This is a genomic window from Rhizobium sp. NZLR1 (assembly GCF_017357385.1).
Taxonomy (GTDB): Bacteria; Pseudomonadota; Alphaproteobacteria; order Rhizobiales; family Rhizobiaceae; genus Rhizobium.
The window spans coordinates 2,440,647-2,461,533 of sequence record NZ_CP071632.1 but is presented as its reverse complement, the minus strand read 5'-3'; the positions used below and the strand labels follow the sequence as shown (position 1 = coordinate 2,461,533).

Here is a 20,887-nt window from a genome sequence, read left to right as displayed (position 1 = left end):
AATGAATTCGCAAGACGAGTCTACCGCCTTTTCCCATACGGTGAAATGACGGCGAAATGGCGGGAGGTTTATGCAGGTCTTTATTTGGCGGCTCTGCTTGGCAGTGCGTGACGAAGCTGCGTCTGCAGGGCGCGCGCGGCGATTTGCCCGTGACGCCAGCTTCCGGCACGGATGAAGGAAGGGATCTGCATGGCCGGCATTGGCCGGGCAAGCGCATAACCCTGCAGCGTGTCGCAGTCGAGTTCTTCGAGAATGCGGATATGATCGGCCGTCTCGACACCCTCGGCGATGACGAGGATGTTCAGCGAGCGACCGATGTCGATGATCGAGCCGACGAGTTTGCGCTGCTCGGCCGATTGCGGCAGCATGCGGATCAGCTCGCGGTCGATCTTCAATGTCTTCGGGCTCAAGCGCAGCAGGCTGACGATCGAGGCATGGCCGGTGCCGAAATCATCGATCTGGATGTCGATGCCGAGCTTGCGCAGCTTTTTCAGGTTGGCGGCCACCGCCTCGTCGCAATCGTCGAGCGAGATCGATTCCAGCAATTCGAAGGCGAACGTGCCGGGCTGGATTTTCAGGGCGCGGAGTTTCTTACCGAGATCGGGATCGGCGAGCCGTCTGGCCGAAACGTTGACCGATATTTTCGGAACCGACAGCCCGTCCTTGATCCAGACGCGGCGATCGGCCATGGCGCGCTCCAGGATCAGGGCGTCGATGGTCGAGACGACGTCGAGGTCTTCAGCGATATCGAGGAAGCGGTCGGGCGTCAGCAGCCCATGCACCGGATGCTGCCAGCGGGCAAGTGTTTCGACGCCTGCGACATCCAGCGTGCGGGCATCGAACTGCAGCTGATAGAAGGGCACGAATTCATTGCGCTCGAGGCCGATCAGGATCTCGTCGGCGAGGTGCTTGGCGGAGATGATGTCGCGGCGGGCAGCAGCCGAGAAAAATTCGAAGCGATTGCGGCCCAGGCCCTTGGCACGATAGAGCGCGATATCGGCATCGAGCAGCATCTGCTTGGCGTCGAGTGTCGGTCCGCTGTCGATGGCGATGCCGATGCTGGCGCCGAAGCGGCAGTCGTGCCCCTCATATCGGACGGGTTTGCGCAATTCGCGGATGACACGTTCGGCAAGGCCGCCGATCTTCTTGGATGCGGGATCGACGATGCAGAGGATGACGAATTCGTCGCCGCCGATGCGGGCGACGAAATCGGCGGCACGGACGGAATTTCTGAGTACGGTTGCGGCATGCCGCAGCATGGCGTCGCCGGCCCGGTGGCCGAGCGTGTCGTTGATCTGCTTGAAGCGGTCGAGATCGATATGCAGGATCGCCAGCGCCAGGCCCTTGGCCCGGCATTCGGCGGAGCGTTCGTCCAGCATCTTGTCGAGATAACGGCGGTTCGGCAGGCTGGTGAGATAATCGTGCAGCGCCAGGTGCTCGATGCTCTCCTTGGCGGCTTCGAGTTCGCGGTTGCGGGCCTCGGCCAGATCCTTGGCGCGCTGCAACTCGTTTCGGAGCGCGACCTCCCCGGTGACGTCCCAATTGGCGCCGATCAGCTTGCGGTGGCCGTTGCCGTCGACGAAGAAGGCCGAGCGGGCGCGGATAACGCGTTCGGCGCCGTCGCCGCGAATGATGCGGTATTCCTGCTGGAAGTCACTTCCGCTTTCGACGCTGCGGTCGGACAAGCCCAGCACGCGCTCGCGGTCGTCGGGATGCAGGCTTTTCGCCCAGGCGTCGCTGGCGATTTGGCGTGGGGCGCCCTGCAGCCCGTATATGGCGATGAGACGCTCATCCCATTCGACGGTCTCATTCTCGATATCCGCCTCGAAGACGCCGATGCGGGAAATCTCCAGCGCCAGATCGAGCCGGCGCGACAAACGCGACAGCGTCTCCTCGGCCTCCTTGCGGGCGGTGATATCGGTATCGGTGCCGACGATCCGCGACGGTACGCCGCTCTCGTTCCATTCGACGCAGGCGCCGCGGCAGTCGATCCACATCCAGTGACCGTCCCTGTGGCGCTCGCGATATTCGAAGATCTGGTAATCCGGGTCGCCGGCGTTTTGCCGGTCGATGGCGTGGATGACGAAATCGCGGTCATCGGGATGGACGAGCTGCAGCCAGGTGTCGTAATCGCCAGCGGCTTCCTCGTCGGGCGCCATGCCGCGCATGGTCTTCCACGTCTGCGAGTAATATTTGCGATCAAGACGGTAGTTGTGATCCCATACGCCAAGGCCGGAGCCGACGAGCGCATGGTTCCACCGGCTCTCCCGCTCCGCTAGGTCGGAATCATCGTCTGCCCCGTTGCCGACGCCTGCCTCGGCCGCTAAGGCCTCGTTATGCGGATCATCGGCCTCTGGATGGGCTTTCTTCACAGGCATTCTCGCTTAATTCACCTCGGTGCAGTCTGCTGTCATTCCATTAAGAAAGACTTAGAAAGCACTTGCGCAACTAGCGGGGCAGCCTGTTTTTCTCAATCAGGCGGAGAGCTTGCTTAGGAACTGGGCGAAGACCATCGTGCCCTCGGGCCAGGGGCCGTGACCGGAATCGGCATTGATATGGCCTGCCTCGCCGGCATCGACGATGAAGGAGCCCCAGCTGCCGGCGATATCGTCGGCATGTTCGTAGCTGCCGAACGGATCGTTGCGGCTCGCCACCGTGATCGACGGGAAGGGCAGCGGATCACGCGGGTAGGGGCCGAAGGTCATCAGGTGCTTCGGGCGGATGTCGGGATTGGCGACATCGGGTGGGGCGACGAGGAAGGCGCCCGCCACCGGCTTGCGGAAATGCGGGATGGCGTGGATCGCCGAGGCCACGCCGAGCGAATGGGCAACGAGGATGACCGGACGGGTCGAGGCGTTCACTTCCTCGGCGATACGGGCGATCCAGTCCTCGCGGACGGGCTTTGTCCATTCGGCCTGTTCGACGCGCCGCGCCGTGCTGAGCTTTGCCTCCCAGCGGCTCTGCCAGTGGCTCGGCCCTGAGTTGGTGTAGCCGGGAATGATGAGGATATCTGCGTCTGAGGCTTTCATAGTGCCGCCGATGTGAGAAAGCTCGGCCAAGATGTCAAGAGGGGACGTGAAGGGAGAGAGCGACACGGGCGTTTTGGTTTGCTATATTGCTCCAGTGCCGGTTGCGGATTTCGTGTCGGCTTGCCCGCCGATTGCGTGTCCGCCGCCGACCAGGTCTCGGCTGAGGAGGAGAAAGCCATGGCGGCATTTCATGTCATGACGGGTGCAGGCGAAAGCTTAGCGCGGCCCGTTGTCAATCGCATCAGTATCGCCGACGTCTTCGACGCGCTGAAGCGCGGGTACGACGATTTCATGGAGAAACCGTCGCATTATGTGTTCCTGTGCCTGATGTACCCGATTGCCGGCGTCTTCCTGACGCTCTGGTCATCGGGCGCCAATCTTTTGCCGATGGTCTTTCCGCTGATGGCAGGTTTCGTGCTGATCGGCCCGATCGCAGCGATCGGCCTTTACGAGATCAGCCGCCGGCGCGAGGCCGGCCTCGACACGTCATGGACACATGCGCTCGACGTACGCCATTCGCCAGCGCTGCCGTCGATCGTCGCAGTCGGGCTGATGCTTTGTGCGCTTTTCGTCGTCTGGCTGGTGACGGCGCAGACGCTCTACAGCAACCTGCTCGGTGAAGTGTTTCCGCGCAGCATGGCGGATTTCTTCCGCCAGGTCTTCGGCACGGCCGAGGGCATGCAGCTGATCATCTGGGGCAATCTGATCGGCTTCGTCTTTGCGCTCGTCGTGCTGTCGATATCCGTGATTACCTTTCCGCTGTTGCTCGACCGCGATGTCGGAGCGGTGGCCGCCGTCCTCGCCTCGATCCGGGCGACGATTGCCAATCCGGTGCCGGTGCTGCTCTGGGGCCTGATCGTTGCGGCACTGCTCGTGATCGGCACGATCCCGGTCTTTGCCGGACTGGCGCTGGTTATTCCGATCCTTGGCCATGCGACCTGGCATCTTTATCGCAAGCTGATTGCGCGCGAAGGCGTGTAATCGAAGGTTTCCGGGGATCTCGAATTATCGTGATCCCCGGAATTCAAAGCTTCGCCCGTTCCCGGAACCTCGAGACCTCTCGCCGCGTTGTGTGTGACCGGCTTGTGGGAGGATTTCGGAGGTGACGATGCAGCATCTGTTCGCCCGCTTCGCAACCAAGATATCGGAATGGGCGGGCAAACCCGTCATCTTCATCCTGGCGCTCATCGCCGTCGTGATCTGGGCGGCACTCGGCCCCTTCTTCGATTATTCGGAAACCTGGCAGCTGGTCATCAACACCGGCACGACGATCATCACCTTCCTGATGGTTTTCGTGTTGCAGAACGCCCAGACGCGCGACACAAGGGCGATCCAGGCCAAACTCAACGAAATCATCCTGACCAGCCATGCGGAAAATCGCTTCATCGGCATCGAAAATCTCGACGAGGAGGAGCTGAAGCGTCTCGACGAGCTGGTCGCCAAGGCGGCCAAGGGCAGGGGCGAGACGGAGGCTTGCCGGATATCGGAGGCCGCCAATGTGGTGGTGCCGAAAAAGGAGGTGCTGCGTAAGCGACGAGCCTCAGCCAAGCCGGCGAAGCAGAAACAACGGCCGCTTGAGAAAAATTAATCACCACAATCGCACGTGTTTCAGACGCCCTAGGACGGCGCCTGCAAGGGCGCCGCCGTATCATTGCGGTTAGTCGCTCATGCGTTCCCAAACACACGGCGAAAGATCGTGTCCACATGTTTGGTATGGTAGCCGAGATCGAACTTCTCCCGGATATCTTCTTCTGAGAGAGCAGCGCGCACCTCACCATCGGCGAGCAGCTCCTCCAAAAAATCCTTGCCCTGTTCCCAGACCTTCATGGCGTTGCGCTGCACCAGGCGGTAGGCGTCCTCGCGGGAGGCGCCGGCTTGGGTCAGAGCCAGGAGGACGCGTTGGGAGTGGACGAGGCCGCGGAATTTGTTGAGGTTCTTCTCCATGTTCTCGGGGTAGACCAGCAGCTTTTCGATGACGCCGGCGAGACGCGAGAGGGCGAAGTCGAGAGTGACGGTCGCATCCGGGCCGATCATGCGTTCGACCGAGGAGTGGGATATATCGCGCTCGTGCCAGAGGGCGACGTTTTCCATGGCCGGCATGGCGTAGGAGCGGACCATGCGGGCGAGGCCGGTGAGGTTTTCGGTCAGCACCGGATTGCGCTTGTGCGGCATGGCCGAGGAGCCCTTCTGGCCGGGCGAGAAATATTCTTCCACTTCCAGCACTTCGGTGCGCTGCAGGTGGCGGATTTCGGTCGCCAGGCGCTCGATGGAGGAGGCAACGACGCCGAGGGTGGCGAAATACATGGCGTGGCGGTCGCGCGGGATGACCTGGGTCGAGACCGGCTCCGCCTTCAGGCCAAGCGCCTCGGCGACATGTTCCTCGACGCGCGGATCGATATTGGCGAAGGTGCCGACGGCGCCCGAGATGGCGCAGGTCGCGACTTCCTCGCGGGCGGCGACGAGGCGCTGGCGGCAGCGCTCGAATTCGGCATAGGCGAGCGCCAGCTTGACGCCGAAGGTGGTGGGCTCGGCGTGAATGCCGTGCGACCGGCCGATGGTGACGGTGTCCTTGTGTTCGAAGGCGCGGGTTTTGAGCGCCTCGAGCAGCCGGTCGATGTCGGCGATGAGGATATCGGTGGCGCGAACCAACTGGACGTTGAAGCAGGTGTCGAGCACGTCGGATGAGGTCATGCCCTGGTGGACGAAGCGTGCATCCGGGCCGACGATCTCGGCAAGATGGGTCAGGAAGGCGATAACGTCATGCTTGGTGACGGCCTCGATCTCGTCGATGCGGTCGACATCGAAGGTTGCCGCACCGCCTTTTTCCCAGATCGTTTTTGCCGCCGATTGGGGGATGACGCCGAGTTCGGCCAGCGCGTCGCAGGCATGCGCTTCGATCTCGAACCAGATGCGGAACTTGGTTTCGGGAGACCAGATGGCGACCATTTCGGGGCGGGAATAACGCGGGATCATGGGCGGCTGCCTTCACTTCAAGAGGTTTGCTTCATCGAGGTTAGCGCTCGTGTAGCAAAGACGGGCGGCAATCTCAACGCATGCGTTTGGCAAGATGATAGCTGCTGGCGACAAGGCAGACGAGGCCGAGCGGCAGGAAAAGGCGAAGACCGATCACCAGGAACTGGTAGACGGCGCTGACGCTGGTGAAGACGAACTGAAAAGCCCAGACGAAACTGCCGAAGGGCGCGTGCCAGCGCGAATAGAAGAGCCGGTATTCCATGGCGAAGAGGAAGGCGGTCATTGCGATCGTCACCGCGGTCAGCGTCGCGAAGAAGGCGGCAAAACGCGTTTCCGGCGGCCTGTCATAGGCGAAGAAGCGGGCGACCGGCAGGGCGAAGGGCCAGGCGAACAGACCGCCGGCGAAATAGAGCACGGCGACCTCGGCAAGCCGGCTCGTCTGCAGGCCGTTGCGGAGGTAAAGGCCGAGCATGGCGGAGGCGAGCATCTGCGTGCCCCAAAACAATGCGCCGGCTATCAGATCGGGGTAGGGCGGCCGTGCAGCTCTTAGACGATCCATCCTCGGGCGATCTGTCCTGGGGCGATCCGGGCTCGAGCCATCCATCCTTGGGCGATCTCCGGGCTCAGGGATGAACCGGAACGGCGATCCAGCGTCCGTTCCTGTCGGCGTCGAAGGCCAGGATAAGGGCGATGTGAACCTGGTTTCCGGCCTCCGGCTGATAGACCATCGCGCCGCCGATCCGGTATTCGACCGAACAGGCGCGATCGGCCGGAACCGCGGTCGCCTGCCGCGCCGCCTGGCGGTTCGGAGCGCCTTGCTTCTCGATCATCTGCAGGCTGAAGCCGAGGACCCGCTTGTCGACAGCCGCGCAACCCTTCGGCGTCGGCACCGGCATCTCACCGAGCGAAAGCGTATAGGGCGATTTCGGCGGGCCGTCGGTCGCAAGCGTCGTGTAGCGGATGGTCTTCGAGGGAGAACCGAGTTCGGTCGGCGGATTGAAGGCGGCGATCAGGCCGGGATTGGTGAGCAGATCGTATTTGTCCATCTGGCTGCGCGCCGCCGTCAGGTTCTGCCGCCGCGCCTTGGAAAGATTGGCGTCCTTGTCGGTCATCTCGGTGTGGAAGGGCGTGCCCTCGAGATACTGGCCGCTGTTGGTATCGACGAAATAGGTGTTGGAGTAGGGGACGCCGCCACTCTCCTCGATGCCGAATTCCTGAAATCCGAAGACCTTGCCGTCGGCGGAAAAGCCGATCGGCTGGATATTGGCGATGTCGCCGGCAAGGGACAGGCCGGGCAGGCCGGCCAATGCGGCGGCAAACAGGCCACCGATGATCAGACTCTTTGTCATGTTCGTGCCCCTTCGGCTGCCTGACGCAGATCGGCGACGGTCCGGCGATAGTTCTCGACCGTACCGCCCTTGAAAATTGCCGAGCCGGCGACCAGGACGTTGCCGCCGGCGCGGGCGATCGCCGGCGCCGTTTCCATCGTGACGCCGCCATCGACCTCGAGTTCGATCGGCCGATCACCGATCAGTGACTTCGCCGCCGCGATCTTGGCAGCCATTGCCGGAATGAACTTCTGCCCGCCAAAGCCGGGATTGACCGACATGATCAGGATGAGGTCGACATCGTCGAGCACGTTTTCGATGGCGCTGAGCGGGGTTGCCGGATTGATCGTCACCCCGACCTTCTTGCCGAGATTGCGGATGGTCTGCAGCGAGCGGTGCAGATGCGGCCCGGCTTCGGCATGGACGGTAATCCGGTCGCAGCCGGCCTTGGCGAAGGCTTCGAGATAGTCGTCGACCGGCGAGATCATCAGATGGCAGTCGAAGGTGGCTGAGGTATAAGAGCGTAGCGACTTGATGACATCGGCGCCGAAGGAGATGTTCGGCACGAAATGCCCGTCCATCACGTCGAGATGGATCCAGTCGGCGCCGGCGGCCGTGACGTTGCGCACCTCCTCGCCGAGCCTGGCGAAATCCGCCGCGAGGATCGAGGGGGCAATGCGAATGGGCAGCGTCATCAGATCTCACTCCGTATGGGCCGCCATTTGACCGTGGCGCCCGAATTCAAGGCTGGTGCGCCGCTGCTCATTGCGGCGGCGCGGCCGGTGGAAAAAAGCCGTTGCCCCGCCATTCGAGCAGGCGGTACGGGTTTTGCGAAAGTTCATGCGCGGCGGTGAAGACGATGGCGCCGACCGGCGTCTGGAATGTAGTGCCCATCAGTGCCTCCTGGAAAGGCTTGCCGGCCGCAGCGGCGGCTTCCGCGGCCTGGCCGGCAATCAGTGCCGCTGCCAGCGACGGCAGGACATAGCCTTCCGGCTCGATGCCTTTGGTACGCAGCGCGTCGGCTGCAGCCGTGCCTTCCGGCAGAGCGGCGTATTCGGGCAGGGCGACGGCGCGTACGCCGGCATTGAGCGGCAGCGGCTGGTCGGCGGCGCGCGTGGCATCGCCGCCGAGAATGGACAGCGGGATGTTTTCCGCCTTGGCGTCGCGGGCGATGATGGCGACATCGTTGCGATCGCCGCCGATGAAAACCCTGCTCGCACCGGCCCGTTTCAGGCGGCGCACGAGAGCGATCTGCTGCTCCTGTCCTGGCCGGTAGGTATCGGTAAAGACCGGCTTCAGGCCGTTCTGCTCCAGCGCATTGCGCACCGCTTCCGTCAGTTCGCGGCCATGGATGGTGCCGTCCTCGATCAGTGCGATCGGATCTGCGGCCCAGTCCTTCAGGATCACTTCGTTGATCTTTGCGGCTTCGGCGCCATCGGCGGGCGCCAGGCGAAACAGCGGCCAGCCGTTTTTCAGCGCATCCTCCATCAGGATGCGGGAGCGCGCCGAGACGGTCATCGCAGGAATGTTGGCGTCCTTCAGCTTCGGCAGCGCGCCTTCCAGCGTCTCGCTACAGAGAAAGCCGACCGCGACCTGCACCTTGGCTGCAACCAGCGCATCGGCAATCGCAGCGCCACTATTGTCCTCGCAGGTCTCGTTGATGGCGACGAGGGTATTGCCGGACTGCTGGATCTCGAAACCGGCGCCGGCGGCAATCTGGGCGCCGAGCAAAGCGAGCGGGCCGTTTTGAGGGGCGACGACGCCGATCGTCACGCCGGCCGCATGGCCTTGCGCCGCCGCTCCCAGCAGCGCCAGAAAGGCTGCTATGCCACGCAGGTTGATCATGAAAGGCGGAGATCCCTAAGCCATCGTCCATGCCCTTTTATCCGCAAGGCCGCGATCGTCAAAGAAAAACAAGCGTGAAGCAGTGCTTTTCACCGGTCCTATTGTAGAAAAGGTAACTGATGCTCGCCATATTGGCGCGATAACAAGTCGATCCATGCAGAAAAGCACGGGAGAAGCAGGTGTTGAACAGGCAGCATATCGACCCCGGTCTTTATCGAGACGCCATGAGCCGTTATGCCGGCCATGTGCAACTCGTGACGACGGCGATGGGCGAGTTGCGCCGCGGCGTCACCATCACCGCCGCCTGCTCGGTCTCGGACAATCCAGCCTCGGTGCTGATCTGCCTCAACAACACCAATCCGAAGAACGAGATCTTTTTCCGTAGCGGCGTCTTCGTGCTGAACACGCTCGGCGCTCATCATCAGGGCGTTGCCGACGCCTTTTCCGGACGGACGTCGCTTGCCGATAGCGAGCGTTTCGCCAGCGCTCGTTTTGAGACGCTGGTCACCGGCGCGCCTGTGCTCGCCGATGCGCTCGCAGCCTTCGATTGCCGGGTGACCGACATCAAGGAAATGCCGACGCACAATGTCATCTTCGGCGAGGTCGCGGCCGTGCGCTTCAGCGAAAAGCACGCGGCGCTCGTCTATATGAACCGGGATTATCACGCGCTGTGATTTTCAGGATCTCGAGGGATTAGAATGGACACTGCCGGCATCGAGGAAATGTTTCAGGGGCTCGGTCCCGTCACGGTCAAGCGCATGTTCGGCGGCAAGGGCATCTATCATCTCGGGCGCATCATCGCGCTCGAAGTGCGGGACGAGATGTTGCTGAAGGCCGACGAGACGAGCGCCCCTGAATTTGCCGCCGCCGGCGCCACGCAGTGGAGCTACGAGGGCAAGAAGGGCAAGCCGGTGAAGATGCCCTACTGGTCGATCCCCGACGAGGCTTACGACGATCCCGATCTGATGGCGAAATGGGTGCGGCTTGCCTATGAGGCGTCGCTGCGCGCCGATAGCTGACCGCGTTCGGCTGAGGGCAGCGCTGCGATCGCAGCCTTGGTGAAGGCCGACAACGGCGAGGGTAAATCAGTCAGGGGAAACCAGCCGAAATCCGAAAGCTTGTCCGGTTCCGTCAGTTGCGGCTCGCCTTCGACGTCGCAGGCGAGATAGAGAAGCGAAATCCAGTGCTGGCGGTCGGTATCGATGATCTGTTCGGTCATGCCGATTTTCTCGATCCGACCGATCTTGAGGCCGGTTTCTTCCTCGGCCTCGCGGCGCGCAGCCTGCTCGGCCGGCTCCATGTGGTCGACCTTGCCGCCGACGATATTCCAATAGCCGGCTTCCGGTGGACGCAGGCGTTTATACAGGAGTACCTTGGCGTCGCGCAGAATCACCAGGCCGACGCCGAAGCCCGGAAAATCGAGACCGGGCTTACCCATTGGACGTTCAGATCTTGGCGCTGCCGGCGATCAGCATGAAGGCCGGGATATCGTCGCCGAAGCCGACCGGGGTCGGGCCGTCGTCGTGGTCGCGATGGCGGCGGCGGTCGCGGCTGTCATCGTTTGCCGGATAAGGCCGGCTGTTGCGCGCATTGTTTTGCGGCTTCTGCTCTGCTTTGCGCTCGTTCTTCACGATGTCGGCCTTTACTGGTGCTGCTTGGATCACGTCTACGCCATTATCCTGGATGTCGTTATCAGATTTATGAACCGAGGCGCTGCGATTGCCGCGTCCGCGCCCACGATCCCTCTCACCCCGTTCACTCTTTGCGCCACGCTCGCGGCTGTTGCGCCGCGGGCGCTCGCTTTCGGCGCTTTCTTCTGCCGGCGGCAAGGAATTCACATCGCCGCTCAGCCACTCGACCTTTTGGCCGATCAGCTTTTCGATCGCATCGACGAATTTGGTGTCGCGCTTGGTGACGAGCGTGAAGGAGGCACCCGAGCGGCCGGCACGGCCGGTGCGGCCGATGCGGTGGACGTAATCCTCGGAGTGGATCGGCACGTCGAAATTGAAGACGTGGCTGACATCGGGAATGTCGAGGCCGCGGGCGGCGACGTCGGAGGCAACCAGCAGCTGGAGATTGCCGTCACGGAAGCTCTGCAGCGTCATCGTGCGGGAGCGCTGATCCATATCCCCATGCAGGGCACCGACGGAGAAGCCGTGGCGCTCCAGCGACCGGAAGAGATCGGCAACATCCTTCTTGCGGTTGCAGAAGACGATGGCGTTCTTGAGTTCGGTCTGGGCGCGGACGAGTTCGCGCAGAACCGCGCGCTTCTCGTAGTCCTTACCGTGCGAGGCGACGAAGCGCTGCGTCACGGTCTCTGCGGCCGACGCCGGCTTTGCCACTTCGATGCGCTCGGGATTTTGCAGGAAGCGGTCGGCAAGCTTCTGGATCTCCGACGGCATGGTTGCCGAGAAAAACAGCGTCTGGCGGGTGAATGGGATCATCTTGGCGATGCGCTCGATATCGGGGATGAAGCCCATGTCGAGCATGCGGTCGGCCTCGTCGATGACGAGGATCTCGACGCCGCTCATCAAAAGCTTGCCGCGCTCGAAATGGTCGAGCAGGCGGCCTGGCGTGCAAATCAGCACGTCGGCGCCGCGCTCGAGCTTGCGATCCTGGTCCTCGAAGGAAACGCCGCCGATCAGCAGGGCGACGTTGAGACGGTGGTTCTTGCCGTATTTTTCAAAATTCTCGGCGACCTGGGCGGCGAGTTCGCGCGTCGGCTCGAGAATCAGCGTACGGGGCATGCGGGCGCGGGCGCGCCCCTTTTCCAGAAGCGACAGCATCGGCAGAACGAAGGATGCCGTCTTGCCAGTGCCCGTCTGCGCGATGCCGCAAATATCGCGGCGCTCGAGCGCAAAGGGAATGGCTCCCGCCTGAATAGGCGTGGGGATCGTGTAGCCCGCGTCGGTAACAGCGGATAGCACTTTTTGGCTCAAGCCAAGGTCAGCGAATGTCGTCAAAGGGAAAACTGTTTCCGTTTCGGTTCGGCCGAGCTCTGAACGAGTCGGCGGGATTGCGTGCCGCAATGCAGCGCGACATAGCCCCGAATGGCCGGCAAGTCAAGAATTAGAGAGGCCGCACCCGGTACAGAGTGAAGCGATGGTTACCTCACGGCTGTTACTTGATATAGGTGGCGAGTTTAAGGCCGGCATTCATGAAATATACTGGATCGACCGCGTGGCCGTCCTGGCGCACCTCATAGTGCAGATGCGTTCCCGTCGAGCGGCCGGTGCTGCCGGCAAGGCCGATGACGTCATTGCGGTCGACCGTGTCGCCGACCTTGACCAGCACTTGCGACATATGGCCGTATCGCGTCGATATGCCGTTGCCGTGATCGACTTCGACCATGTTGCCGTAACCGCCGGTCCAGCCGGCGGCGATGACCTTGCCAGGCGCCGACGGGCGGATCTTCTCGCCCGGCGTGAAGCGGAAATCGATGCCGGAATGCAGCGCGAGCCGGCCGAGGAAAGGGTCGCGGCGATTGCCGAACGGGCTGGTCACGTCCTTGCCGAGCGCGGGATTGCGGAAGGGCAGGGATTCGGCGGTGCTGCGCACGGACTCCAGCCGGGTCAGCGCGCCGTCGAGCGCTGCCAGCGAATTGTTGAAGTCGTCGTTGCTTTCAGGCTCGACATAGGGGCCGCCGACGGCATCGTCGTCTTGCCTCGCCGCAGTCTCCTCCGGCACCGGAATCTTGAAGCGGGTCAGCACGGTGCCGATGACATTGGCGGCATTGCCGGCGTCGCTCGTCAGCTGCTCGACGCGGTTGCGCTGGTCCTGTTCGACACCCTTCAGCGACAGCGTCACGTTGGAGAAGATGCGGTCGGCACGGTCGCCGACCGTCTCGGCGGCCGGCACATAGGCAAGCGTGGAATTGTCGGGTGTCGCATCGGCGGGGGCGCCGCTCGCCAGCTGTTTCTCGATCGCCTGGATGCCGCCACCGGTCAGCGAAGCGCGCTTGTCCTTGATATCAGGGGCATAGGACTGAACGGGCGAAGAGGGGGCAGCGAGAGCGCCGTCCTTTTCCGTCAGGCCGGAGCTTTCCGCCCGGTCGAGCAGATTGTCGAGCTTGCCATGGCGCGAGGTCAGCGCCATCTGCTGCTCCATCAGCTTGTCGACCTTGTCCTCGACCACCTGCTGGTCGAGGAGCTGCCGGGAGGTGATGCGGTCGACTTGCGCGCGAAGGGCGGCGATGCGGTCTTCATAATCGTGCTGCATGCGGGCTTGCCGCGCCATGGTGGCGCCGATCAGATCGTCGCGCAGCACGAGATAGGAGGTGGCGAGGAGATAGCCGATCGAAAAGGCGCCGACGAGGCAGACAGCAAGGGCTGCCATCCACGGCCGGACCGTCATGTGGCGGACCTTATCGCCGCTTGCGAGGATCAGGATATGCTCCTGCGCCCGCCTGCCGAATACCCGGTGCTGATGTCCGCTGTCCACGCAGGCTCTCCCGATTGATGCGCTACGCCTCTTTCGGAAAATTAGACACTCTTATGGTTAACGAATGCTTTCTTTGTCGCCGCCCGCGCCAGAAATACCAGCTATTTCAGGCGTGGCTGATCGATGCGAGCGCGCGGTAGAAGGATGGCGTCAGGCCGGCCTCGGCGCGGGCAAGATCGTTGAAGGGCGGCTTCAACGGTCCGCGGAAATTGGCGCGCACCAGCTCCTGGAAGGCTTTTGCCGGGTCGCGCTTCTCCCGGGCGCATAGGAAGCGGAACCATTTGGCGCCGACGGCGACGTGGCCTTTCTCGTCGTTGTAGATGACGTCGAGGACCGCGGCACTTTCGAGATCGCCGGTCTGGCGCATCTTTGCCTGCAGCGACGGCGTGACGTCGAGGCCGCGGGCTTCGAGAATCAGCGGCACGACGGCGAGCCTTGCCGTCAGATCGTTGCGCGTCGAATGGGCGGCCTGCCAGAGCCCGTCATGGGCGGGCAGATCGCCATAATCGGCGCCGAGATCGTTGAGGCGGGCGCGCACCATGCGGAAATGCTTCGCCTCCTCGAAGGCAACCTGCATCCAGCCGTCGAAAAAGGAGTTCGGCACCTGCTCGGTTGCGAATCGCGCGACGATATCGAGCGCCAGATCGACGGCATTGAGCTCGATGTGGGCGATGGCATGCAGCAGGGCGATCCGGCCTTTCAACGTATGCAGCGAGCGCTTTTCCACCTGGGTCGGCGGCGTCAGCAGCGGTCTGTCAGGACGGCCGGGCCTGTCCGGCAAAGCGGCATCGAGCGGCGAGCGCAACGACACCCGGCGGGCAAACCAGCGGGTGGCGCTTTCCTGCGCCAGCGCCGTCTTGCGGTCGAGATCGGCGGAGCAGATGGCATCGATTGCGCCGCCGCGCAGCGACGTTATCGCAAGATCTCCGGTCACGCGGCCAGATTCCGCACCGCCTCGAGCACGGTTTCGGCATGGCCCTGCACCTTCACCTTCTGCCAGATGGTGGCGATCGTGCCGTCCTGGCGGATGAGGAAAGTGGTGCGCTCGACGCCCATGAAATTGCGGCCGTACATGCTCTTTTCCTTCCAGACGCCATAGGCCTGCAACGTGGTCTTTTCCTCGTCCGAGGCAAGCGCCACCGAAAGACGGTGTTTCCTGACGAATTTGTCATGGCAGGCGGCCGAATCGGGCGACATGCCGATGACGGCCACACCCGCTGCCTCGAACTCGCCTGCCAGCGCGGTGAAGGCCAGTGATTCGGCGGTGCAGCCTGTCGTATCGTCCTTGGGATAGAAGAACAGGACGAGTGGCCTGCCCTGGAATTCGGCCAGCGAGACGCGGCCGCCGCCGTCGCGGGGAAGGTTGAAATCAGGAGCCGTGGCGCCGATGCCTGGAACCGCCATTGGGAAAACCTTTCTTTTGCCGGGTTTGTGGATGACACTTTCTCTCCCCGAATTATATAGTGGACGGAAACCCGTCCAGCATGGCCGGGTTCAATTCTTCATTTAAAGGGAGAGCCCGAAGGCGCATGTCAGCCATCCGCGGCGAAAAGGTCACGTTTCGCAAGAAGGATATCGTTGCGCTGGACCGCTTGCCGTCCGCTCAGGCCGAGGATCCGATCATCGTCCATTGCCCGCCGCCGCGTTCGCCGATGCGCCGGACAGCGAAGCTGACCGCGGGATTTCTGGGCCTGATCCTCCTTGTTCTCGCGGCGATCGTCTTTACCGTCGAGAGCGGCATGTTCGACAAGCCGCTGTCGCAGCAGGCGCAGGCGGCGTTGAACGGCGTGGCCGGACCGCGTTACCACGCCGAGGTCGGCTCCACCGTCATCCGTTTCACCTCGGATTTCCGGCTGGCGCTGGAAGCGCGCAACGTCAACATGATCGACGAGCAGAGCGGCCAGCACCTGTCGACGACGGGTTCGGTGCGCCTGGGGCTCGATCCGCTGCAGCTTTTCCGCGGCCGCATCGCCGTCACCGACATCGAAGCGGAGGATATCGCGCTCGATACCGCGCTTTTGCCCTCCGGCAATCCTCTGACGCTCGACGATCTGCGCATCGACGCCATGCCGGCGGCGACGGAGAAGATCTTCTCGCAATTCGACATGTTCGACAGCGTCGTGACCCGGGGCTCAACCAATTCGGTACGGATCTCCGGCATAACTATCAAGCTTGCCGATACCGCCAACGGCCCACTGTCGCTGGTCGTCGACAACCTCGTCTTTGCCCATGCCGGCCCATCCTCGCTGCAATTGAGCGGCGAGGTGGCGCTGAACGGCGAGGTGGCGAAGCTCGATGTACTGGCCGAGAAGGAAGACGGCCACGTATCGAAGGTGGTGGCGACGCTCAGGCATGCCGACCTCACGCCCTTTTCGCTCAAACGCAACGATCAAGGCGTGATCCGGCAGGGGCTCAGCGCGTTTGCCGACCTGACGGTGTCGGCCACCAGGGGGCGCGATGGCGTGGAGCCGGCGCTTGCGGCGACGATCGACATCGATCCCGGCCTGATCTATGCGGATGGCGATCCGCAGGAGCTATCGGGCGGGCAGATCAACCTCGTCTATGATTTCGCCAAGCAGACGCTCGAGATCGCCCGGTCGAATGCCCGGTTCGGCGCGACCACGCTTCCGATCAACGGCGCGCTGATCGATCTCGACAAGCTCGACCCGCAGGCCGGCAAGGGCTTCGGCATCGATCTGCTGGTCAGCGGCGGCATGGCAGCCCCCAGCGGCTCCGGCGAGCAGCCGCTCTCTTTCGATATCCAGGCGACCGGGCGCTACCTTGTCGCCGGGCGGGAATTCCAGTTTCCCAATATGGCCGTCTCCAGCTCGCTCGGCGCGCTTTACGGGGCACTGCACGTCAAGCTCGGGGGCAAATCGCCGGAGATCAGCTTTGCCGGCCAGTCGGCACAACTGCAGACGACGGCGATCAAGCAAATGTGGCCATTCTGGATGGCGCCCAAGGTGCGCACCTGGGTACAGGGCAACCTCTTCGGCGGCACCGTCACCAACGCTGCCATCTCCGTTTTCATTCCCTTCGGCAGGCTGGACGAGGCAGCCGGCGGCAAGGGGTTGAAGCTCGACGCCAACCAGATCCGCATCGGCTTCGACATCACGGGAGCGCGGATGAACGTTGCCGGCGACATTCCGCCGATCCGTGACACCTCGGCCCATTTCGACCTGGCCGGCCCGGTTGCGACGATCGCGATCAAAAGCGGCACGTCGTTTTTCCCCTCCGGCCGATCCGTCGGTCTCGGGCAGGGAACCTTCATCATGCCCGCCACCTACGACAAGCCGCTGATGGCGGATATCGATCTTACGGTCTCCGGGGCAGCGGATGCCGTCGGCGAGCTTCTGACCTACAGACCGATCCGGGTGCTGCAGCGCGCCGGCTTTACGCCCGACGATTTCAAGGGGCGGATCGAGGCGAACGTGAAGGCGCATTTCGGCCTGCTCGCCTCGCAGAACCCGCCGCCGGCCGAATGGACGGCGGCCATGAAGCTCACCGATGTCGATCTTGGCAAGCCGTTTTCCGGCCGCACGATCAGCAATCTCAACGGTACGCTGAACGGCAATCCGAAACAGATCACGCTCGACGCCAAGGCCCAGATCGATGGCGTCCCCGCCGATATCGATCTTACCGAACCGGTCGAGGCATCCGACAGTGCGAAGCGGCAGCGGGTGATCACCGCGACGCTTTCCGAGGAGCAGCGCAACAAGCTGATCCCCGGCCTTTCCGGAATCGTCGGCGGCAGCGTGAAGATGGTGCTGACGCGGATCGACGACGACCGGCAGGACGTTCAGCTCGAGCTTACCCGGTCGCAACTCGACCTGCCGTGGATCGGCTGGTCGAAGGGCAGCGGCATTGCAGCTTCGGCCGAATTCGAAACCTCCGGCCCGGCCGACAATACCCAGATCAAGAACTTCCGGCTGAAGGGCGACGGTTTCGGCGCCAACGGATCGATGAACGTCGGCAAAAATGGGCTGATCTCAGCCGATTTCGACAGCGTCAAACTCTCCTCGCTGGACGATTTCGCCCTGTCGGTGAAGCGCAGCAAGGGCAATTTCGACGTCTCGGTCTCCGGCGACAGCGCCGATGCGCGGCCAGTTATCGCGCGGCTGAAATCGGGCTCGGGCGATGGCGATGGTGACGGGGATGCCGGCGACACCGGCGTATCGGTGCGCGCCAGGCTGAAAAACGTCATCGGCTTCAACGATGAGAAGATCGGCAATTTCCAGGCGCAGGTGTCACTTCGCGGCGACAAGCTGCAAGCGCTGAACTTTTCCGCCGTTACCGACAGCGGTGAAGCCGTGGTCAGCCAGATGAAGGACGGTGGCGTCATCAACATCACCAGCGGCGATGCCGGCGCGGTCTCGCGTTTTGCCGATCTCTACAAGCACATGCAGGGCGGCCTGCTCAATCTGGCAATCAGGCTTTCGGCACAGGGCGGCTGGGACGGTTCGCTCGACGTGCGCCGGTTCTCGATCGTCAACGAACAACGGCTGCGCTCGATCGTCTCGACGCCTGTCGGCAACGAGCAGCGCAGCCTCAACGAAGCCGTCAAGCGCGAGATCGATACCTCGTCGCAACGCTTTCAGCGCGGCTTTGCCCGCGTCGTCTCGCGCGATGGCATGGTCGGCATCGAGAATGGCGTGCTGCGCGGCGACCAGATCGGCGCGACCTTCCAGGGCGTGGTGCGCGACCGCAAGGGCAATATGGACATGACCGGCACCTTCATGCCGGCCTACGGCCTAAACCGGCTGTTTGCCGAACTGCCGCTGATCGGCGTCATCCTCGGCAACGGCAGCGACCGCGGCCTGATCGGCATCACCTTCAAGCTCACCGGCAAGTTCGACCAGCCAAACCTGCAGATCAACCCGCTGTCGATCATCGCACCGGGTGTCTTCCGGCAGATCTTCGAATTCCAGTAGGGCGCGGAACCTAAAGCGCGTCGCATCAAATTTGAATCATGCGGCGCGCTTTAGTTCTTTGTTTTTATGCATGTCGTTTTCCGGGAACCGCTGCACACTTCTGGTCGACATGCATTAAATTTCCTTGCGCCTGAGGAGATAGTCGAGGCCACCGACGCGGTACCAGCGATAGCCATAGGCGTCGAGCACGACGGTGTGGCAGCCTTTCTCGTCCGCTTCGCTGCTCGCGCCGTCGGCGATATCGATCAACTGTCGCCCGTCTTTGCCTCTGTCCGGATCGAAGGTGACTTCTGCCGGCTGCGCATGCAGATTGTGCAGGATCAACACGGAATTGCCGCGCCAGTCGTAACGAAGCGCTAGCACGCCGTCGTTTCCGGTGTCGACCACAGCGAAATCGCCCCAGCCGATCTCAGGAGCTTCCTTGCGCATCCGGATCATTCGTTCGGTCCAGTTCAGCAATGAATTGGCATCGCGCCGCTGCTCGGCGACGTTGACATGCTGGAAGCCGTAGGGGCCGTCCTTGATGACAGGCGAGACAGGCTTTCGACTTTTGGTGAAACCGCCTTCCGGTTCGGTCGACCACTGCATCGGCGTGCGGGCGCAATTGCGTTCTGGCAGAGCGAGATCGTCGCCCATGCCGATCTCGTCGCCGTAACGGATGACCGGCGTTCCGGGCAGCGAAAACAGCAGGCTGTAGGCCATCTCGATCCTGTGGCGGTCGCCGCCGAGCATCGGCGCCAGGCGACGGCGAATGCCCCTGTTATAGAGCTGCATGTCCTTTTCAGGCCCGAAGGCGGCAAAGACGGCGTCGCGCTGCTTTTCCGACAGCCGGCCGAGATCCAGTTCGTCGTGGTTGCGGAGAAACAGGCCCCATTGCGCGGTTGCCGGGCGCGGTTTCGTCGTCTCCATCGCCTTCTTTAGCGGTCGCGTATCGGCGCTGGCAAGAGCATAAAACAGCGCCTGATTGACCTGGAAATTGAACATCATCTGCATGCGGTCGCCATCGTCGCCGAAATATTCGAAATTGTCCTTCGGCAGGATGTTGGCTTCGGCGAGGATGATGGAATCGCCGAGCCGCCACTGCAGGAATTCGCGAAATTTTCTCAACATGTCGAACTGCTCGACCGGCTTGCTGACATCGGCGCCTTTCCTAGCGATGATGAAGGGGGCGGCATCCATCCGAAAGCCGGAGACGCCGAGCTGGATCCAGAAGCCCATGATCTTGAGGATTTCGGCCTGCACCTCGGGATTGGACGTGTTGAGATCGGGCTGATGATCGTAGAAACGGTGGAAATAATAGGCCTTGGCCTTCTCGTCATGGGTCCATGTGGTCTTCTGGACGCCGGGGAAGACCATGCCCTGATCGGCATTCGCCGGCTTTTTCTCAGACCAGACGTACCAATCGCGATAGCGTGACTGCGGATCGCTCCTGGCCTCCTGGAACCAGGGATGATCCTTGGATGTGTGATTGATCACCAGATCGATCAACACGCGGATACCGCGCTGCTTGGCGCCGTGGGTGAATTCGACGAAGTCGCCGAGCGTGCCGTAGCGTGGGTCGACATTGTAATAATCCGAGACGTCGTAACCGTCGTCGCGACCGGGTGAAGCCTGGAAGGGCATCAGCCAGATTGCCGTCACGCCGAGGCCGGAGAGATAGTCGAGGCGCCGCATCAGCCCCTGAAAATCGCCGACGCCGTCACCGTTTGCATCCATGAAGGTCTCGACCGACAGGCAGTAGATGACGGCGTTTTTATACCAGAGGTCGTTGATCATGCCGGCGCTCCAATCCAATCTGGTCGCAAATCCCGGCGGGCGGAAAAGGTTCCGATAAAGCGCTGATTGTCGTGCGGCTTGTTCGCTAATTCCGACTTATACTGACAAGTCCGACATTGATGCTTTGCCTATTTTAGGTAACTCTGATGTAATGTGAATCCCGGCCCGCAAAACGGTCGGCGCAATGTCGGAGGATGCCATGCAGTGCGCTCGGACAGTCTCGTTCCTATCGGTCGCGGTGGCCGCTGCTGCAGCCGGCCACCATGCGTCATACTCTGCAGAGAAGAGCGAGCGGCTGAAACCGCCGGAGCTCATCCGTTCCGCCCATGTACTGGCGGTTCCTCTCGATGCGACGGTGACACCGCCGATCTTCTCGATCAGCTGGTGGTCCCGCGTGACGCACGCGCCAGACGTCAATCCACCACCCTATGTCTTCCGGGAGGCCGAACGAACGGACGCGGCATCTCGGCCCGGAGTTGAGTGAGGGGTGCGCGCCAACGCATGAGTTGGGCAAAGAAAAAGCCGGCGCGAGCGCCGGCTTTGATTTGTTCGCAATTGAAGCCGC

At 62.5% G+C, this 20,887-nt stretch carries 19 protein-coding genes; 6 read left to right on the top strand and 13 right to left on the bottom strand.

Annotated features, from left to right (window positions below; translation table 11 throughout):
• Nucleotides 1–80: 80 nt before the first annotated feature.
• Together J3O30_RS12305 and J3O30_RS12300 are read right to left on the bottom strand one after the other, a co-directional pair.
• The gene (locus J3O30_RS12305; protein ID WP_207580622.1) at nt 81–2,378 is read right to left on the bottom strand and encodes an EAL domain-containing protein; all 2,298 of its coding nucleotides are present in this window, start codon (nt 2,376–2,378) and stop codon (nt 81–83) included.
• Nucleotides 2,379–2,474: 96 nt separating this feature from the next.
• Nucleotides 2,475–3,029 (bottom strand): alpha/beta hydrolase, encoded by a 555-nt coding sequence (locus tag J3O30_RS12300; protein ID WP_207580621.1) that lies wholly within the window; start codon nt 3,027–3,029, stop codon nt 2,475–2,477.
• Nucleotides 3,030–3,206: 177 nt separating this feature from the next.
• Here J3O30_RS12300 and J3O30_RS12295 point away from each other — a divergent pair, with 177 nt between their 5' ends.
• Together J3O30_RS12295 and J3O30_RS12290 are read left to right on the top strand one after the other, a co-directional pair.
• Complete coding sequence (locus J3O30_RS12295) at nt 3,207–4,010, top strand: DUF2189 domain-containing protein (protein WP_207580620.1); 804 nt, start codon at nt 3,207–3,209, stop codon at nt 4,008–4,010.
• Between the two features lie 127 nt (nt 4,011–4,137).
• A complete protein-coding gene (locus J3O30_RS12290; RefSeq protein WP_207580619.1) occupies nt 4,138–4,617 on the top strand; it encodes a low affinity iron permease family protein in 480 nt (159 codons plus the stop codon).
• Between the two features lie 77 nt (nt 4,618–4,694).
• Here J3O30_RS12290 and purB read toward each other — a convergent pair whose 3' ends face one another.
• The 5 genes from purB to J3O30_RS12265 all read right to left on the bottom strand — a co-directional run bounded on the left by purB (nt 4,695) and on the right by J3O30_RS12265 (nt 9,175).
• On the bottom strand, nt 4,695–6,002 hold the full coding sequence (gene purB, locus J3O30_RS12285; protein WP_207580618.1) for an adenylosuccinate lyase: 1,308 nt from the start codon (nt 6,000–6,002) through the stop codon (nt 4,695–4,697).
• A 73-nt stretch (nt 6,003–6,075) separates the two neighbouring features.
• The gene (locus J3O30_RS12280; RefSeq protein WP_207580617.1) at nt 6,076–6,561 is read right to left on the bottom strand and encodes a hypothetical protein; all 486 of its coding nucleotides are present in this window, start codon (nt 6,559–6,561) and stop codon (nt 6,076–6,078) included.
• A gap of 64 nt (nt 6,562–6,625) precedes the next feature.
• Nucleotides 6,626–7,351 (bottom strand): DUF2259 domain-containing protein, encoded by a 726-nt coding sequence (locus tag J3O30_RS12275; protein WP_207580616.1) that lies wholly within the window; start codon nt 7,349–7,351, stop codon nt 6,626–6,628.
• Nucleotides 7,348–8,025 (bottom strand): ribulose-phosphate 3-epimerase, encoded by a 678-nt coding sequence (rpe, locus tag J3O30_RS12270; RefSeq protein WP_207580615.1) that lies wholly within the window; start codon nt 8,023–8,025, stop codon nt 7,348–7,350. Before rpe ends, J3O30_RS12275 begins: the two co-directional genes overlap by 4 nt.
• A 67-nt stretch (nt 8,026–8,092) precedes the next feature.
• Entirely contained in the window at nt 8,093–9,175 is a 1,083-nt protein-coding gene (locus tag J3O30_RS12265) for an ABC transporter substrate-binding protein (protein ID WP_207580614.1), read from the bottom strand.
• A 179-nt stretch (nt 9,176–9,354) separates the two neighbouring features.
• Between J3O30_RS12265 and J3O30_RS12260 the strand changes: the two genes are divergently transcribed.
• Together J3O30_RS12260 and J3O30_RS12255 are read left to right on the top strand one after the other, a co-directional pair.
• Nucleotides 9,355–9,849, top strand: a complete 495-nt coding sequence (locus J3O30_RS12260) for a flavin reductase (RefSeq protein WP_207580613.1) — start codon at nt 9,355–9,357, stop codon at nt 9,847–9,849.
• A 24-nt stretch (nt 9,850–9,873) separates the two neighbouring features.
• Complete coding sequence (locus tag J3O30_RS12255) at nt 9,874–10,194, top strand: TfoX/Sxy family protein (RefSeq protein ID WP_164014291.1); 321 nt, start codon at nt 9,874–9,876, stop codon at nt 10,192–10,194.
• Here J3O30_RS12255 and J3O30_RS12250 read toward each other — a convergent pair.
• The 5 genes from J3O30_RS12250 to J3O30_RS12230 all read right to left on the bottom strand — a co-directional run bounded on the left by J3O30_RS12250 (nt 10,164) and on the right by J3O30_RS12230 (nt 15,019).
• Nucleotides 10,164–10,613 carry an NUDIX domain-containing protein gene (locus tag J3O30_RS12250; RefSeq protein ID WP_207580612.1) on the bottom strand — a complete coding sequence of 150 codons (450 nt, stop codon included), beginning with the start codon at nt 10,611–10,613 and terminating at the stop codon, nt 10,164–10,166. The genes J3O30_RS12255 and J3O30_RS12250 overlap by 31 nt on opposite strands.
• A gap of 7 nt (nt 10,614–10,620) precedes the next feature.
• Entirely contained in the window at nt 10,621–12,138 is a 1,518-nt protein-coding gene (locus tag J3O30_RS12245) for a DEAD/DEAH box helicase (protein ID WP_207580611.1), read from the bottom strand.
• A gap of 157 nt (nt 12,139–12,295) precedes the next feature.
• Nucleotides 12,296–13,615: a peptidoglycan DD-metalloendopeptidase family protein gene (locus J3O30_RS12240; RefSeq protein ID WP_207580610.1), complete on the bottom strand. Its 1,320-nt coding sequence runs from the start codon at nt 13,613–13,615 to the stop codon at nt 12,296–12,298.
• Between the two features lie 106 nt (nt 13,616–13,721).
• Nucleotides 13,722–14,549, bottom strand: a complete 828-nt coding sequence (locus J3O30_RS12235) for a ferritin-like domain-containing protein (protein WP_207580609.1) — start codon at nt 14,547–14,549, stop codon at nt 13,722–13,724.
• The gene (locus J3O30_RS12230; protein ID WP_207580608.1) at nt 14,546–15,019 is read right to left on the bottom strand and encodes a peroxiredoxin; all 474 of its coding nucleotides are present in this window, start codon (nt 15,017–15,019) and stop codon (nt 14,546–14,548) included. The genes J3O30_RS12235 and J3O30_RS12230 overlap by 4 nt, the downstream gene beginning before the upstream one ends.
• Before the next feature lie 125 nt (nt 15,020–15,144).
• Here J3O30_RS12230 and J3O30_RS12225 point away from each other — a divergent pair, with 125 nt between their 5' ends.
• Nucleotides 15,145–18,546, top strand: a complete 3,402-nt coding sequence (locus tag J3O30_RS12225; protein ID WP_207580607.1) for an AsmA-like C-terminal domain-containing protein — start codon at nt 15,145–15,147, stop codon at nt 18,544–18,546.
• A 114-nt stretch (nt 18,547–18,660) separates the two neighbouring features.
• On the opposite strand, the gene J3O30_RS12220 is transcribed toward J3O30_RS12225, so the two are convergent.
• A complete protein-coding gene (locus J3O30_RS12220; RefSeq protein WP_207580606.1) occupies nt 18,661–20,322 on the bottom strand; it encodes an alpha-amylase family protein in 1,662 nt (553 codons plus the stop codon).
• 199 nt (nt 20,323–20,521) lie between these two features.
• On the opposite strand from J3O30_RS12220, the gene J3O30_RS12215 reads away from it, so the two are divergent.
• On the top strand, nt 20,522–20,806 hold the full coding sequence (locus J3O30_RS12215; protein WP_207580605.1) for a hypothetical protein: 285 nt from the start codon (nt 20,522–20,524) through the stop codon (nt 20,804–20,806).
• Nucleotides 20,807–20,887 lie beyond the last annotated feature (81 nt).